This window comes from Ktedonobacteraceae bacterium (genome assembly GCA_035653615.1).
GTDB lineage: Bacteria > Chloroflexota > Ktedonobacteria > Ktedonobacterales > Ktedonobacteraceae > DASRBN01.
Window position 1 is genome coordinate 1 of record DASRBN010000040.1, and the last position, 17,137, is coordinate 17,137.

The 17,137-nt window shown below is 48.5% G+C and carries 14 protein-coding genes; 8 read left to right on the top strand and 6 right to left on the bottom strand.

Annotated elements, in window-relative coordinates; all coding sequences use genetic code 11:
- Positions 1-224, top strand: a 224-nt coding sequence (locus VFA09_24645; GenBank protein ID HZU70484.1) for a hypothetical protein, incomplete at its 5' end; no start/stop codon positions are given.
- Positions 225-1,488: 1,264 nt separating this feature from the next.
- Here VFA09_24645 and VFA09_24650 read toward each other — a convergent pair.
- The 4 genes from VFA09_24650 to VFA09_24665 all read right to left on the bottom strand — a co-directional run bounded on the left by VFA09_24650 (position 1,489) and on the right by VFA09_24665 (position 4,246).
- Positions 1,489-1,860 carry a hypothetical protein gene (locus VFA09_24650; protein ID HZU70485.1) on the bottom strand — a complete coding sequence of 124 codons (372 nt, stop codon included), beginning with the start codon at positions 1,858-1,860 and terminating at the stop codon, positions 1,489-1,491.
- 137 nt (positions 1,861-1,997) lie between these two features.
- Positions 1,998-3,221, bottom strand: a complete 1,224-nt coding sequence (locus tag VFA09_24655; protein ID HZU70486.1) for a M20/M25/M40 family metallo-hydrolase — start codon at positions 3,219-3,221, stop codon at positions 1,998-2,000.
- A gap of 52 nt (positions 3,222-3,273) precedes the next feature.
- The gene (locus VFA09_24660) at positions 3,274-3,981 is read right to left on the bottom strand and encodes a hypothetical protein (GenBank protein HZU70487.1); all 708 of its coding nucleotides are present in this window, start codon (positions 3,979-3,981) and stop codon (positions 3,274-3,276) included.
- A 34-nt stretch (positions 3,982-4,015) separates the two neighbouring features.
- Positions 4,016-4,246, bottom strand: coding sequence for a helix-turn-helix transcriptional regulator (locus VFA09_24665; GenBank protein HZU70488.1), 231 nt, complete (start codon positions 4,244-4,246; stop codon positions 4,016-4,018).
- Positions 4,247-4,506: 260 nt separating this feature from the next.
- On the opposite strand from VFA09_24665, the gene VFA09_24670 reads away from it, so the two are divergent.
- From VFA09_24670 to VFA09_24700, 7 genes are all read left to right on the top strand, one after another.
- On the top strand, positions 4,507-4,740 hold the full coding sequence (locus tag VFA09_24670) for a helix-turn-helix transcriptional regulator (protein ID HZU70489.1): 234 nt from the start codon (positions 4,507-4,509) through the stop codon (positions 4,738-4,740).
- A gap of 143 nt (positions 4,741-4,883) precedes the next feature.
- Positions 4,884-7,661, top strand: coding sequence for a DEAD/DEAH box helicase family protein (locus VFA09_24675; protein HZU70490.1), 2,778 nt, complete (start codon positions 4,884-4,886; stop codon positions 7,659-7,661).
- Between the two features lie 15 nt (positions 7,662-7,676).
- Positions 7,677-9,233, top strand: coding sequence for an N-6 DNA methylase (locus tag VFA09_24680; protein ID HZU70491.1), 1,557 nt, complete (start codon positions 7,677-7,679; stop codon positions 9,231-9,233).
- Positions 9,226-10,737, top strand: coding sequence for a restriction endonuclease subunit S (locus VFA09_24685; GenBank protein ID HZU70492.1), 1,512 nt, complete (start codon positions 9,226-9,228; stop codon positions 10,735-10,737). Before VFA09_24680 ends, VFA09_24685 begins: the two co-directional genes overlap by 8 nt.
- Positions 10,734-12,329: a hypothetical protein gene (locus VFA09_24690; protein HZU70493.1), complete on the top strand. Its 1,596-nt coding sequence runs from the start codon at positions 10,734-10,736 to the stop codon at positions 12,327-12,329. The genes VFA09_24685 and VFA09_24690 overlap by 4 nt, the downstream gene beginning before the upstream one ends.
- 66 nt (positions 12,330-12,395) lie before the next feature.
- On the top strand, positions 12,396-13,460 hold the full coding sequence (locus tag VFA09_24695) for a hypothetical protein (GenBank protein HZU70494.1): 1,065 nt from the start codon (positions 12,396-12,398) through the stop codon (positions 13,458-13,460).
- Between the two features lie 33 nt (positions 13,461-13,493).
- The gene (locus tag VFA09_24700; protein HZU70495.1) at positions 13,494-13,649 is read left to right on the top strand and encodes a hypothetical protein; all 156 of its coding nucleotides are present in this window, start codon (positions 13,494-13,496) and stop codon (positions 13,647-13,649) included.
- Positions 13,650-14,300: 651 nt separating this feature from the next.
- Here the strand turns inward: VFA09_24700 and VFA09_24705 are convergent.
- Positions 14,301-15,707 (bottom strand): DEAD/DEAH box helicase family protein, encoded by a 1,407-nt coding sequence (locus VFA09_24705; GenBank protein ID HZU70496.1) that lies wholly within the window; start codon positions 15,705-15,707, stop codon positions 14,301-14,303.
- Between the two features lie 494 nt (positions 15,708-16,201).
- Positions 16,202-17,119 (bottom strand): hypothetical protein, encoded by a 918-nt coding sequence (locus VFA09_24710; protein ID HZU70497.1) that lies wholly within the window; start codon positions 17,117-17,119, stop codon positions 16,202-16,204.
- Between the last annotated feature and the right edge of the window lie 18 nt (positions 17,120-17,137).

Below are 17,137 nucleotides of genomic sequence, written 5' to 3' on the forward strand. Positions count from 1 at the left end.
TGGAGGGGACCGGCTACGTCAAGTTCGGCCAGGCCATGCTCAAGTTAGCCGACGGAGATCTGGAGTCGGCGGCTAGCCTGGCCGAAGAAGCGCTGACCTGTATGCGTCAACTCCGCATCCAACGCCAGATCACGGATATACAAAGATTCATCTACGAGATACAAGACAGGCATCTGGATCAGTTTACAGAAAAAAGCAGGGCTGCCTGGCACCTTATATCATGAATTGCCGGTGTACTCTCTAGCTCTATTATCTCGGCCCCTCTTTCGTAATCTGATTCGCTGGGCTATAAACTTTCTAGAAGCTATTATGTAAGTTTTCATTAACGTCATTGAGCCATTACCAACTTGGCTCCTGCAACATCGAGAATAAATTGGAACAGTTGTACCCTCACCAAACGGCCCTACATCCTTTGCTTGTCCTCCGTTGAACTTTGTGGAACCACTATCAAGTCAAGCGGAGAATACATCTGGGGCTTCAGCAAATTATAACCTAGCGGTGTGCAGAGAAGGCCAGACCATAAAGAATTGTAAAGCCTGGAGACTGAGAAGGATCGTGCATCCTCGCAAAGCAGCAGTCCAGCGCTATAGTAACAAAATGGTTTTACTGGTGTTGGTAATATCTAACTGCTTGCAGTCCCCTAAAAGTGCGATCTCATTCTAACCCGGCTTCTCGATGTCCATGCCACTCTTGCTGAAGGGCTTGCAAACCTCCTAAGTCGGGGGCATTACTTTTATAACTCCTCGTTTTAGCGACAGAGCTATACTAGCAATACCTCTTGCAGTCCCCTAAACCGGGGTAGCCCATTGTAAGCACGTCTTGCTCAATCGAATCCATTGAACTATGCGGGCTTGCAGTCCCCCGCATCGGGGTGGGCTTATGATAATTTCTAGTTCCCTATGACTTGCTCGACTAACAACATTCTTGCAATCCCTTACCAGGGGCAACTTTCATGCTACATTGTAGCATATATGACAAGACTTCTCTTCCGCAATTCAGCTTCTGTAGATTATGAGCGGCAATTTGCGAAACCAGCAGCCAAAATCCAACACCATTTAGCTATCACGAATAGAGAGTAGTTATAGCCCCGGCTCTCGGCCGATATTTATTATGCTCAACATAAGCGATGATTTTGATTGCCTCTCATGGTTGCCAGAGAAACTCATCCACGCGCCCGCAAGTTTTATGAATGTAGATATCATTGCTTGTAATTTCTGAACCACGAGCGACTTAAAGAGGCTCTAAAAACACGGAGGGAAATTACAAATTGTATGCAAACTGTAATTTTACGTGGGGAACTTTGGCTCAGCGCAAGCCTTTCGAGAGGATTTTCCAGGACTCCTTAGATTCTTTGGCCTGACATTTGGTTATCACTCCACTAACTGCCCATTGGACCCTTCTGGTGAAAAGGCGGCAAATACCCGAGATCAATAGGGCTACAAGCTCCTGACTTATTCGCTTTCCCCTTTCACTACCAGAGCCTTGATCTCAATTCTCGAAATAATCTACATAAGCAAACCGATCGTCGAACAGGCGCCAGAGGCCAACACAAGCTCCATATTCGTCAGCGTTCAAGTATTCCCACTTACCGGACTGCTCATCAATTTCCCGGTACACGCCATAATTCGCGTTACCGACAATTCGTCCACGCAAGAACAGATAGATTTCCACGGATCCGCAGCCGTTGGGAAGATGGGTCATAATCTCTACCAATTCCTCCTCGGTTTTAACTTCACCCAGCAGATCATAGCTGATCTCTCCATTTGGATGACGGACATACATCAGCACGCGGATGTGAGCCAGCGGCTTGTCGTCGGCAATCCGCTGTATATGCGTGCCTGCAAAAAAACGTTCTGACATTCGACACCTCTTTGTGCCCTATCAAACATAAATGAGAACTTCATGGGAGCGCTTCATCTCTACTCCCAATAACTCAATCGCCTCTCTCCTATTTGCAGCAGCCGAACGAGAGACGTATTCTGCCAAAGTGGGTGTTTCTACCCGAGATACGTCAAGATCGTCTGTGCGTAGACCTGGGTAACCGCACGCAAGCTCTCGAGATCTATCCACTCATCGGCCCCATGTACGCCTCCGCAGGCCACACCATATCCACATACCGCCGGGATCCCCCTCGTGATAAACATCCAGCCATCGCATGCCGGACCGGCCCCCTCTAAACGTGGCTTCCTGCCCGTCACCGTTTGTGCTGCTCGAGCCAAGGCCTGCACAATCTCAGAGGAAGGAGCTATCTTCACGGCAGGGACGGCAGCGAGATCATCGAGACGGTACGAGGTGATCGCAAGCTCCCGGAGGTGCTTTCGAATGTGTCGCTTCACTTCATCGACTGTGAGGCCAGGCAGCAGACGGACATCACCGCATGCCTCGCACCGGTCGGGGACCATATTTACGTTCCGCCCGCCTTGAATGAGCGTGGGGAAGGTTAAGATGGATTTGCGACCGGGAAAGATCGACGAAGGAACTTGCGGCAGGGAACAGGAGGAAAGAGCCAGGGCGATGCGTGCCATTTCTAGGATGGCATTGTGGCCTCGCGTGCCTTGTTCCCAGGCCTTCAGCCCGACATGGGTGGCCTCGCCCAGTGTCTCCAAGCGGAAACGGTAGAGCCCGCGATGCCCGATCGCGATTTTGTCGTCGCCAGGTTCGCCAACGATCACTGCATCAGCGGGGAGGAGTCCTTGCTTCAGGAGGTAGCGCGTCCCATAAGGAGAACATGCTCCTGTTTCCTCATCAACGACAAAGGCCAGGATCAAGTTTCCGGAGAGCCGAAGCCCAACTTTCAGTACAGCGTCAATAGCGTAGATGAAAGCTGCAATCTGCGCTTTCGCATCGGCAGCGCCGAGCCCATAGAGTCTTCCACCCTTAAGTTGTGCTCCCCATGGATTGCGCGTATAGTTCTGACTGGGTTCCACTGTATCCATGTGAGTCGTGAGCACGAGCGTCTTCCCGTTCTGTTCTGAACCGGGAAAGGAGCAGAGTACGTTTGGACGCTGAGAGGAAATTCCCTGAAGATCGGCACGATACCCGAGGGAGTCCAATTCTTGACAAATTACCTCAACGACTTCCTTCTCGACTGGAACGTCGGGTGGAGCAGTCTCAGGAGTGAAAGGATTATTGCTCTTCGCGTGCACGAGCTGCTGCAGAAATTCAACCTGTTGGTCGAATTGCGCTGAAATAGCTGCTGTGATCATCTCAAGCTGTTCCATATGATCGATCTCCTCCCTGTTCTGGGTCGCCGTTCCTACGTGATGTTTTTTCTTAGAGCTCAATCTTATAGCGATCAAGATGCTTGACCAAATACTGCATCATATCATGGGGCAATTGCTTTGGTTTTCCGTCTGCTTGTGCCAGTACACGTCGATAGAGGTTTTCACTTTCTCTCACTGTCCCGCCTCTCCTGCTCGCGTTAACGATTGCTGCCAGATTCCTCAAGGCATTCACTGGATGGCGATAAGCGGCAATAAAGGTACATGGCCCACCGATGGTCATCCAGATTTGCCATAGATTCGTCTCAGGATGCTTGACGATTCCACCATACACTATGCCGAGCCCTCGTGGTGTATCGCCGGTCGAAGGGGTAAGCGGCAGGAAAAATTGAGCGTAGTCTCCCTTTGCATGTGAAGCTTCCTGTAGCTCCCTCATGGTCTCTTCCAGTGTGTAGGGATAGGCAGAGCTTGGGGTGTAGTATCCGGTTTCCCAGAGCGATAAGACGGTATTGGCAATTACCATCGCACTCTCCACCGAGAAACGAGGGTCGCTGGTGACAAGTGTCTGCGTCTGCTGGGCGAGGAGGAACTGTGCCGCTGCTGGGCCGAGTTGTCTTTCCTTGATGATCGGTAACACATCCTTCTCAGCGCGGCGAACATACGCAGCAAGATCTCCTGGTTCCAATTCGATCGTTCGCGGTTGAGGTGATTGACGAGGGGTCCAGGATTTAAAACGATGCTCTTTCTTCCGTTTCTTCATAAATAGCTCCCTGATCGTGCTTAAAAACGCGCCACTATTGGACAGGCCGTTGACTCCCTGAGTCAGAAACCTCTTCAATCAAGTCTCCAGGCGAGACCCCCAGCGCTCGGGCCAACTTTCCCAGGGTCTCCGTTGTCGTGATATAGTATGGATCTTTAAACATGCGTTTGACCGTGTTGTAAGCCACATCCGCATCTCGCTGGAGTTTGCCCATACTGAAGCCTTTCTCTTTGGCGACTTCTTTTACACGTAGACGTACTACCATACACTGCTGTCCTCAACCGTAATACACCGAATTGTATCAATCTTTGCCTGCTGGCAACACTAGCCAGCTAGCATCTCACCTATGAGTGGGGCCATATGTGGCCCCCAAACCTCCTGCACGTTCCTACATTTTTGAGAAAGGGACATATATGACTACTCCTATAGTTAGGACTCTTATTATTATATCTACTATGTGGGGAGTTCTATTGGTCGGTCTCTCTTGCTACAATCTCGTCAAATAACAGGTGAGAGCAAGAGAGCATGGCAGTACGTTTACGAGTAAAAGAGGTAGCCAGAGAGAAAGGTATCAGTATGGGGAAGCTTCATAGACAAGCTGATGTGTCGTATAAGACAATTAAACGTATCTATGCTGACCCTTTTTACGCCACAACTACTGTCACCCTTGGAAAGCTAGCAAAAGTTCTTGGCGTTCCGCCGGGCGAGCTCATTGAGGAAGTACCGGATAATGTCGAAGCGAGTGATATAAGACCCTAAATCTCATGTCTCTATTTTACTCTTTCCCGACCATATTCTTCGGTCTCCTTACATTATGCGCCTGGCCATTTCCGTATATGAAAGTTTCCCAGTCCTTATAAAGGATAGTAATGGTCCAATCCGGGGATTAGAAAGTTCCTAGCATGCTTGAAAAGGATACACGCCAGATACTAATTGATCAGCAGTTAGCCTTAGTAGGCTGGGATGTTCACAATCCTTTAAGTGTAGCCGAGGAATACCTTCTTCATGTCGAACGGCCAAGTCATATACAAGAAAGCAAGGCGGTAGCCGGTTTTTGTGACTACACACTTCTCGACCGCTCAGGTACTCCCATCGCTATTGTCGAGGCAAAAAGAACCGCGCGCTACGCACTAGCGGGAAAAGAGCAAGCCTCCGAGTATGCCGAAGCGATACGGCAAAAGTTTGGTCGCGAGCCTTTTATCTTTATGGCCAATGGAGCGGAAACCTGGTTCTGGGATCGGACCTGGTCTGCTCCACGACGTGTTCATGGCTTTATGTCACTCGATGACCTGGAAACGCTTCGCTTTCAGAACGAAAACCGACTTCCCCTGCCTGGTATCAAGATTGACGCCTCTATAGTAGACCGCCCCTACCAGATCGAGGCGATACGCCGTGTGTATGAGCGATTTGAACAGAAACGCCGCAAAGCGCTCCTTGTCCTTGCCACAGGTACCGGGAAAACACGCCTTGCTATGGCTCTCATCGATGGCCTCATGCGCGGCAACTGGATCAAGCGGGTCCTCTTCCTCGTTGATCGCCTGGCACTCGCGGATCAGGCGATGGATGATTTCAAAGAATATCTTCCTGCGATCTCAAGGGGTCGCGTCGAAGGCGGAAATATCGATATCGGGGCGCGGGCTTTTGTTGCAACTTACCCATCAATGATGCAAGCAATGGAGAAGCTCTCTCCAGGATTCTTCAATCTTGTAATCTGCGATGAGTCTCATCGCTCTATCTACAATCGTTACAGGCAGCTTCTCTATTATTTCGATGCATACCAGATTGGCCTCACTGCTACGCCGGTTGATTTCATCGATCGCAACACCTTTCATCTCTTTGATTGCGAAGACCGACTGCCTACCTTCATATTCCCATTCGAGGATGCAATCAACCACGTGCCTCCTTACCTCTGCAAGTATAAGGTATATACAGCACAAACTCGCTTCCAGATTAAAGGAATTAAAGCGGGGGACCTCCCGCTTGAGGTGAAGCGCCTGATCGAGGAGCAAGGTCTTTCGCTGGAAGAAATTGACTTTGAGGGAACCGATCTAGAACGTCGTGTCACGAATACTGGCACCGATGAAGCCCTCGTGAAAGAATTTATGGATATCTGTCTGAAGGACCCCACTGGCACACTCCCGGGTAAAAGTATCATCTTTGCCGTTTCTCATCGTCACGCCATGAATCTCTACAGCGCTTTTGAGCGGCTTTACCCAGAATATAAGGGGCGGCTGGTCGAGGTGATCGACTCACAAATGGAGGGGGCCAGGCGTGTACTCAGGCGTTTTAAAACCGAGAATTATCCCCGGGTGGCAATATCCGTAGATATGCTTGATACCGGGGTCGATATACGAGAAGTCGTTAACCTCGTTTTCGCAAAGCCCGTCTATAGTCGCGTGAAATTCTGGCAGATGATCGGCCGCGGAACCCGTTTGCTCGATGCTGACAGGATTAAACGCAGAACATGGTGCCAGGAAAAAGAGTATTTTTTAATCATCGACCACTGGAACAACTTCGGATATTTCGATCTTCATCCTGATGGATACGTGCCAGAACCAGGTGAAGCGCTTCCTGTACGCTGCTTTCGCACCCAGGTAGATATCCTGGAATACCTCTACAAGATAGATGATGAGCTACACGCCGAGGAGTTGAGTGTCGAGATTCGTGATGCCATCAGAGCGCTTCCGCAAGGCTTCATGGAGATACAAGCAGCCCATGCCGATCTTGAGTATACACTGGATACTCCTTTCTGGGCTGCGCCAACCGCCGTTGAATTCGCTTTCTTGCGAAGCAAGATCGCCGGTCTGTTTCGCTTTGCCATCCATGTTGACGAGCCCGGCGCTTCCTTTGCTCTCAAGATGGAAAAACTTGCTCTCGCGTATTTCGAGAAGGATGGCAGCGAGATCGAAAAATTACGCGAGAGCATCCGCGCAGATCTACGGCTTCTGCCAACGAGTCTACGAGAAGTGAAGGCTCATGAAGCAGAACTGCTCGAGGCAATCGGCAACCGCTTCTGGTCAACCCTCGACTATGATAAAATCATGGCACTGCGGAATACCTTTATGCCGCTCATGCGCTATCGCCGAGCCCAGAGAAGATCCATTGTCGAACTGGATATTGCGGATTCCGTCCTTGACCGTCGTTGGATTGCCTTTGGACCCGGTGGTGAGGGAACCTATATAGATACTTATCGAGCAGAAGTCGAAGCGCGTATTAAGGAGTTAGCTGAAACCCATCCGGTTGTCCGGAAAATAAAAGACGGTGAAACGGTATCTGAAGACGATCTTCAAAGCCTTATCCGCACACTTAATCAGGCCGATCTTTTCATCACCGAGCAAAACTTGAGGGTCGTCTTTGGTGTCGAGGATACGCCATTGGTCGATCTTATCCGCCTCGCTATTGGGCTCATTCATTTGAAGTCCCGTGCAGAGTCAATAGGAAAGGCGTTTGATCGCTTTATTGCCTCACACCAGGAGTACAGCGCAGATCAAATTTTATTCATACGCACGATTCGCACGGTACTGGTGCAGGAGGCAGAACGTGCCCGGAAAATCGATCTCACATACGACAATCTCTTTGAACCACCTTTCACAAGTCTTGGTCGGAACGCAGCTGAACGGCTTTTCACCAAACAGCAGATTGACGAGTTGCTTGATTTCATCGAGCAGCTAGCCGCGTAAGTAAAGGAACACAGTATGCTCACATCTGAAACAGAACTGAAGCAGAAGATAGATGATTTATGGGACCGCTTCTGGTCGGGCGGGATTGCTAATCCCCTCTCGGCTATCGAGCAGATATCGTATCTCATATTTCTAAAGCGTCTCGAGGATCTAGATACGTATGAAGCATCCCTTGCCAAGCGCCAACAACGAACTTTTACTTCGTACTTCGAGGGACACGATGATTGCCGCTGGTCATTTATCAAGGAGCAACATCCAGATCGAATGCTCGAACTCGTTCGGGACAAGGCCTTTCCTTTTCTCAAAGAACTCAGAACTAATGGGAACACATTCTCTGAGGCAATGAAGGATGCGGTCTTTATTATTCCGAAAACATCGCTGCTGGCGAGTGCTGTTGCTATTATCGATACACTCCCCATCAGCGATCAAAACTTTGATATGCAGGGAGACCTCTACGAGTATTTGCTCTCGGAGCTAAATCTTGCAGGGAAGAATGGTCAGTTCCGCACTCCACGGCACATCATACGCATCATGGTCGAGTTAGCCAATCCACGACTGGGTGAGTGGATCTTCGATCCTGCCGCCGGGACAGGAGGCTTCCTCGTCGCCGCCTATCAGTGGATCCTCAAGGCGAACACGCCACCAGAAACTGTGCGGATCGACACAGATGGCTCATGGCATAATTTGACGGGCGAGTTGATAGGACGCGATAGGCAGAAATGGGAATTGCTCGATGGAGAACGTCTTGTCGGTCGTGATTTTGATACGACGATGGTCCGTCTTGGATTAATGAACATGATGCTCCATGGGATTCGGCACCCCGAGTTTCGCTATAAAGATACCCTTTCAAAAGGGTTTGAAGCAGGACAAAAGTTTGATGTCATCCTCGCTAATCCGCCATTTACTGGGAATATAGATAAGAGCGATATCAATAACGAACTGCTCAAGCTTCCTACCACCAAAACAGAATTACTTTTTGTTGAGCTCTGTCTCGAACTCCTTGAAACTGGAGGCCGCTGTGCTATTATCGTCCCAGAAGGCGTGCTCTTTGGTTCAACCAAAGCTCATAAAGAGTTACGTCAGAGGCTTGTCACAGAAAACCAGATAGAGGCGATTATTTCGCTGCCGGGAGGCTGCTTTAAGCCTTATACAGGTGTGAAGACTGCAATCCTATTCTTTACTAAAGGAGGCACTACAGAGCGCGTTTGGTTCTATGAAGTTACTGGTGATGGTTATACCCTTGACGACAAACGCGCATCTGATCATACGCATAATAATTTGCGTTTTGTTTCCCAAGCATACCGTATTTTAGCAAGAAGCGACCGAGAAGCCTGGGAAAGTGACGAGGTACAGAAGGTTGCTCTAGAGCAATCTTGGATTGCCTCTCGTGAAGAAATTATAAGCCACAATTATAACTTAGCAGCTGGCATCTATCGACCTCGTTCTCTGGAGGAAATTGAACACGAAGATCCTCGTAAGATCATGTTTCGTGTGCGTAATCTAGAACAACAACTCCATCAGAAACTAGGCACCATTGAAAAAATGTTGGGCGAGGTAATAATCGATGCCTAAGATATCTACAGAATGGAAACAGCAGACTTTAGGGGAAATTGCTGAGATAGTCGGGGGCGGCACTCCTACCCGCTCACGTCCAGAATTCTTTAGTGGCGATATACCTTGGGCCACCCCAACGGATGTTACTGCTCTTGATGGATACCTACTTTATGATACTAAGGAATATATCACGCAGGAAGCAGTCGACAACAGCTCTACACGTCTACTTCCGGTTGGCACTGTACTACTCACATCTCGGGCTACCATTGGTTCAGTTGCTATTGCCATGCGACCTATGTGTACTAACCAAGGCTTTGCAAACTTTATTTGTGCGCCAGAAGTTCATAACCGCTATCTCGCTTGGTTTCTACGTAGTAGTGCAAGCTATCTAAAAGGATTAGGTGGAACTACAACATTTCCAGAGATTTCAAAATCCACTCTACGCAACATAACTATTAGATATCCTGTCGATCCTTTAAAACAAGAGCAGATCGCTGATTTATTGGACGATGTTGATTCAGCTTGCCGCGTTTGTGATCAGATCAATAGGGAGATGGAGAAACTGATTACAGTGCTTTTTGTAAAGATATTTGGTGATCCTCTAAGCAATCCAAAGAAGTGGAATGTGGTAGAACTTGGTCAGTATGCAGAGATCGCAGGTGGTCTCCAAATAACACCGAAAAGAAACTCCAGTAGAGGTATTCCATATCTAAGAGTTGCTAACGTCTATCGAGACCGACTTGTGTTAAGCGAGATCAAAACGATGGATGTTTCCCCGGCAGAGTTAAAATCTAAAGCTTTGCAAAGGGGAGATATACTCGTCGTAGAAGGTCACGGAAATCCGGAAGAACTGGGAAGAGCTGCGGTATGGACAGGAGCTATAGATCCCTGTGTTCATCAAAATCACCTTATTCGAATTCGTACAAACGGAAATATTCTTCGACCAGAATATTTATCTCGCCTTATCAACTCATCCTATGGCAGAAACTACTTCCTAAAAGTTGGTAAAACGACGAGCGGTTTAAACACGATCTCGACAACAGTTGTTAAAAGTTTTCCTACCCTTCTTGCTCCTCCAGAGCTACAAGAGTATTTTACCAATCTCATACACGAATATGAGGAATACCGTGATGTTCAGGTTGAGATTGCTAAGGAACTGAAGTACTTATTTTCATCGTTGCTATCGCACATTTTTACAGGGATTTCGATCGACATTTCCTTGGATGAGGCTACAAATAAGCCCTCTCCCAGTCATATTTCTACGAAGCGCACAATTTGGTCCAAGCTTTCCATTACCCAACGCACTTTATGGGAAGCTTCACAGATCTTCACAGAACCATTTAAGGTAGAAGATCTTGGTGAGAGGGTCCATTCAGTGTATGGAACTTCTCCCAACCGCGAGTACCTCTGGAGTTCATTAGACCTCCTTGACGCTCTCGGTGTCACCCTCAAAGAGGGGAATAATAACCTGGACAGATGGCGCCGACCTGATCCAGAAAATGACCCGGAGATCAATATATGAGGCTTCGACGGCTCTGGCTTGGCAATTATTATAACCTAAAAGAGGTTACCATAGAATTTGATCCATCTCCACCAATCTATGGTTCGACAAGCATACGCTTTTTTGTGGGGCTCAATGGTTCAGGAAAATCCAGCGCATTAGAGGCTATCGGCTTAATCTTCAGTCACCTGACGGCAGGAGCCAAACCCAGTATCGAATTTGATATAGAATATGAGTTGCGTAATCAAGTGATACGAATCACGAACCGACTTGAGAACGATTTCCCATTAGAACCGGTCTCTCCAATAGGAGCGGCAGTTCTTATACGCTCACCTTCAGAAGATGAGTGGAGGCAGGACCACCTGCGAAGGGAGTGGTCCTCTTCTGGCGATGCAATACTACCAAGCCGTGTTATCGGCTACTCGACAGGTCCTACAAGTGGCCTTCAATGGGCATTGTCTCGATCTATTGAACGTTTTGTATATAACCGACTTGGAGATTTCGAGGATGAACGGCGCCCGGAAGGGCTGAGTGAAGAAGAATGGCAGGAGAATCGCCAACAAATGCGTGCCCTCCTTGAAGCTGAGCGTGACGATTACCTGGACAATCCCGACACTCTCTTTCTTGGTTCTGAGGATGCACTTTGTGCAGTCCTTCCTCTCCTTACTCATCAACCAGACGCGCCTGAATCCTCTGATTACTTGGAGAGACGTGCGTCCATACTGAACCGAATCGGTCTAGATCCAAGGGAGCCGCTTGCTGCCTTCACCTTTCACGTAACAGGAGATTGGGAAGTACGTCTCACCCCTAATCGCGCTAGGACCCTACGGAGTTTACTGCAGAAGGCTACTGTCAGAAGAACTATTGCATCAATTCCAACCCCTAACATCTCAAATGATGAGCCACCACCGTCAGACTTTTACGCCGCCTTTGACTTTGACGAAGCTTTCCGTACCCAAGAATTGCAAAAACTCATCCCCACGCCTCTGGCGTTCTTTGAGGAACTGCTTGCCTGGAAAAGGCAGGGGGGAGTACGGAGAATTCGGCTTGTGCTTAAAAAGCAAGGGATCGAAGATCTATTTACAGAATCTGCACTGTCTGATGGAGAATTCCTCTATATCGGGCGCTATGCGGTATTATTGATGCTCAGGGAGGTACCAGAAATTCTTGTCCTTCTGGATGAGCCAGAGACCCACTTCAACGACCGCTGGAAGGTCGATCTTGTTAAAGACATTCATACCTTGATAAATTCTCAAAGTGGCGAACAGTCAGATCGTATTCGTAACGAGGTATTAATCGCCACCCATTCAGGCCTGACATTAACAGATGCCGATCCACGGCAAGTTTACAAATTCGTAGAAAGGGAGGGGAAGATCTTCGTGGAACCGCCACCCATTTCGCCTTTCGCCGCTAACCTCGGCGACATATCACGCACCTTCTCCGAAACAGAAAGAGCTATTGGGAATTATGCGAATGAGCGCATAGAAGAGGCTTTGCGAGCCGGATCTAGGGAAGAGATAGTACAGCTTGTAGATGAAGTTGTAGGACCGGGTTTCTATCGCTTCCGACTGCTGAATAAGCTAGAGCAACTCGAAGAGGAGAAAGGGGAGTAGGGGGTAACAGTGCTTCTTCCAGTTAAAGAACCAACATGTGCTCAGGATCTACAAAAGATAATAGAGATGATCGGATGGCTCTTGGATTACGTTGCTGATTGGGCAGGTGACTCATTCGATAGACAAGACTTCCGGGCCCGCCTTAAGGACACCGATTACGCGTCCTTGATAAATGTACGTTCAACATTTGGTCTCCCTACACTTCTGCAACTTTCACAGGATGAACGTAAGCAAATTCGCGATGCTTTTTATAACGATATTCAATTCTGTGATCACCTTGAAAGTCCTGACTTCGAGTTTCTTTTCTCAAGCTTGCGTGAAACTGTGGAACAGTCTGGAGAGAATAAAGGACCAAAAGATGTTGGTAAAGCTTTCTTACTGCTTTTTTACGAACGGCTTGCTAGCTCGGGATTTCATGACCAAACTGGAGGTACTATATTTTGCTTAACTCGAACTCTCGTTGAGGAAGGCTATCGTAGGGCAAATGAAAAGATGGCTCGTTTATGTCCTGCTTGTTTGGGGTTACTGGAAGAAAGGACTTCGAAAACATCCCTTGTTGACTGTGAGCACTTCTTTCCTAGAAAATTATATCCACCGCTTATTATTCATCCTAATAACCTCATCTTTGTCTGCAAAGCTTGTAATCAACAACACAACGACGATAATCCGATTGATCCCATTAGAGGCTCTGAAGTTGGTGGATTACGGAGAATATTCGTGCCCTATAGACGTTCGGCACTGAAGGCTAGAGATCTGCAAACACAAGAACTAGATGAACTTAGTCTTAAGTTTAACATGGAGGATTCTGAAAAACCTCTCGTAAAGCTTGTTGGTGGACCAGATGAGTACACTTCTGCTCGTGTCGAGAACCTTGATCGTCTCTACGGCCTTTCTGAACGTTGGAGCAAACTCCTCCCTGGGATATACGAAACAATACGAGAGTCAGCCCGAATTGACTTGGAGGATCAACCATTAACACAACAAAACATCAAACGATATCTCAATAAGGAATTTAGAAAGCATAATATGTTGAGTCAAAGCCGCGAGGGAGAATATTTGACCGGTCAATATTTACGCTGGATACAGCAGGAAAGATCGAATTTACTGATGAAAGAACTTACAATGCACTAGGAGGAACTGCCCTACCAGGGGAAAGCCTTACGCGTGCGCACAGAGGTGCGCCGCTTTGTCTGCACTATTCGACACTGTCCCCGTACCACCTTTGCAAAAGGCTTCCCAGAACTGACGTGCGTCTATGCCCGGCGAACGCAGCGACGAGCCGAGGCCCTCACTGAGATCGCCTTTGCCGTCGGAGGCTAAGCTGGCTCCCACCTGGCGAGCCTTGTTTCACTTTTGATACGCCTTTCCTCAAATTGACTGAAACCCTGATCTCCTTCCCCATCAATGTCTCAAAGGCGGACATTTTGTCCGGGTTTGAAAAATCATCGTAAGGCTCATCTCCTGTTCATATGGTTTGGGACGAAGTGAGAGGTAGAACTGAGCAGCGCTATGAGAAAGATGCTTTAGCAACCAAGGGAATGAGTTGCTTACCCTGCTTTACATGCCACCTTAATTCATTGCTGTATGTTTTCAAGACTCAATGTGCTGACCCTGTGCTATGTAAATGCCATCATCCGACAATGGCCTGAAGATTTCTGCTTCCCATCCGCCTCTCGAGGTTCTCGACGCGCGGCTTACGGCATCGTTTATACTTCCGCCTACTCCCACATGGGTATGGATCATTGCTCTGAACAAGTCCTTTCTGAAGACCCAGCAAGATGGGAGAGCTCTTGAACCGCTTTACCGGCTTCGGTGGGCACTCAGTCGCCTGTGGGATGGCTGTCGCCCCATCCTTGGTTCGATTCTCCTTGTCAATCTGGAAACCCTTCTAGCTCTCGCGCTTGTTCGAGGCTAGAAGGGTTCCTCAAAAATGAGGGATTACTCATATATACCGACAATTTCCATTAACACTTACTTCCTGCGCTTCGCGATCTCCTCTTCTGTCGTACTGCTCGTCACCAACTCATACAATAATGCCTGTCCAGTTTTTGGACGCAATACACGACCCAAACGCTGAATGTATTCACGCTTGGTGCTATTGCCGCTGACTATTATAGCGATGCGGCAATCGGGTACATCCACACCTTCATTGAGTACGCGACCAGAGACCAGTTTGGTATACTGACCAGAGCGGAAGCGTTCGAGTATGGCGCGACGTTCCTCATTTGGAGTCTTGTAGGTAATGCTTGGCAGGCAGAAACGGCGGCTGATCTCATCGACGACCTGATTGTACTCTGAGAAGAGAATGACCTGGTCAACAGCATGAAGCTGCAGCAAGCGCTCGATCTCGATATATTTAACGGGGGCGTTCATGGCGATATTGCGCATCTCGCGCCAGGCGAGCATGGCTTTACGCGCCTCGGGATCTCGCGCGCTGAGAAAAATAACTTTCTGCTGAAACTCTTCTGGAGAACGTATCACGATGTGTCGGCGCTGTAAGAAAGCCCTATAGATGCGTCTTTGTTCGGCGTAGCGCGCTTCGTCCTCGTTCGACAGGGCGATATCGATGCGTATCTCTTGGTATTGCGCCAGGTAACGTCCCTCGGTCAATTCTGCGGGCGAACGCCGATAGACCTCCGGCCCGATTAGATGCTGCAAATCAAGATGTGCCATGTCACTACGTTCAGGAGTTGCGCTCAGTCCCAGGCGCAGGGGCGTAAAGGCGCTCTCTGCTATCAAGCGGTAGGTCGGCGCGGGCAAATGGTGACACTCATCGAAGGCCAATAGGCCGTAACGTCTGAGTTCGCGTGGGTAGAGTGCAGCGGAATCATAAGTGATTATTGTGATAGGTTTCATCTCTTTCTCTCCACCACCAAAGAGACCAATTTCATCAGGGCTCAAGGATAGTGCGGAGACCAGAGCGGTGCGCCATTGTTCTAGGAGGTCGAGTGTGGGTACAACGACCAACGTCCATAGAGCCGTTTCGTGAATAGCCATTGCCGCCACGAGTGTCTTTCCTGAGCCGGTGGGCAGGATAATCACACCCGCACTACCCTGTGCCACCCAGTTGGCCAGAGCCTCATTTTGATAAGGGCGTGGCTCGATCTGTAGCGCAGTCGCAAAGGGAAGAGCAGGCCGTTCCTCAAATGCAACATTAAATGCTGTACGTTGTGCCTGTAAAGCTTGTTTCACTGCCTGAAAATGAATCGGCTGCGTGCGCAAGAAAGCATGTCGCTTATCACGTCCCATAGCCGTACGCACATCCGCAGGCAAGTACGTTCCAAACAGCGTTTGTAGCAGTTCCGGCGTTGAAAGGCGCTGCATCCCTTCGCTGGGGATTATAATGAGGTCGCGACCTCGATGATCGATGGTAGTCATTGAGCAACTTCGCTTTTTATTTGAGATAGCAAACGACCAAAGTCAGTCTGATCGGGTAATGCTAGATTCCTCTTCTTCTACAATGAAAAACCCTTCTTACAAAAATGTCTCGGCCAGATTTTCAGAATGATATCACATTAGAATAAGCCTATTGTAGCGGAGGATGCTATCTAATGCAACGTATTGTATATTACTCGGAGTTGTCCTCATTGGCAAAGAAATGCTGCCGCCATGTCAGCATATACCCGTTTATTACCCACGCTTGAAGCATTCGGTCGTGGAGATAGGTATTCTTTGCAGCTAGCTCAGCGTAGCAGTCTACAGCGAAGTCAATCATGGACAGGTACTCCATCTCCTCAGGATTGCTCATCGCACGAGCAAGGGATTGTCGAAAAAGTGCCTCCCCTTGCTCCCTCGCCAGTCGAGTTCGAAACGCTTGCTTATTTGTGCCATCTCAACCGCACGGGCAAGAAAAGGTTCAAGATGATCGTTCCTCACCATGGCATCGATTCAACCTCACAACAGAGGCGGAACTCTTGACGAAGAGCAGCCACGTTGCGACAAGCGCCTCCGGTAAGTTCGTAAAAAAACTCTTCAAGAGACCAACTTAGAAACTCTCCTTGCCGTGCCATATAGATGCCAACGGAGTGGATATGATATTCGTCCTCAAAGTCGAACAGAACGGATCCAGCGAGTTGACGCAGCCAGGCGGCAGGGATCTTCGGCTCACAGTTTGTCTTGATCTCAATCAGGCATCTATCGACAATGAGGTCAGCACTTTCTTTACCCAGGTCATTATGACCTAAAAAGGTAGGGTTGATAATAGAAGGGGAGTACAACAAGGTGGAATATTTATCATAGAAATATGCAAACATTCTAGTAAGATCGTCGATCCATCCCTGGAGCGGAATGGCTAAAAGGTCGTCCATGTCCTTTTCGTAAATCGGTTTGAGCAGCGGGCAGTTTCTGTAGCTTTTAGTACGGAATATTTCTTCGATGAGACCCAAAACGAAGCAGTAACGGGCCAACATTTGTTCAGATTCCACATCTAGATGTCGACCTGCCGGCTGCAGTAAGGCAAGAGCTGACTCTAATTGCTGAAAGAACCCCTCAAAAATGCGAGAGAAGTCTTTAAAGTATATATCTTCCATCCTCCAGGCCACGTGTGACGCGATGTGCCACGCGTGTAAATCCTGAGTTGTTGTATCAGCGAATCCGTACCCAATTCGATAGTAAATGGCCTTCTCGAGTGTCCTGTATGGGCTACCCACTGCGAAAGGAAGCAACGTGTCCGCTGATCGCAGTTGTTGTTTGATCCGCCTTGTGAGAGAAGTTACGTGCAACAAATCCTTTCGAAGGAAGTCTCCCACATCGCTTTCTTTATGGTGGCGGAGATGCCAGGTGAGCGACATTGTGACTACGGCCCTTTC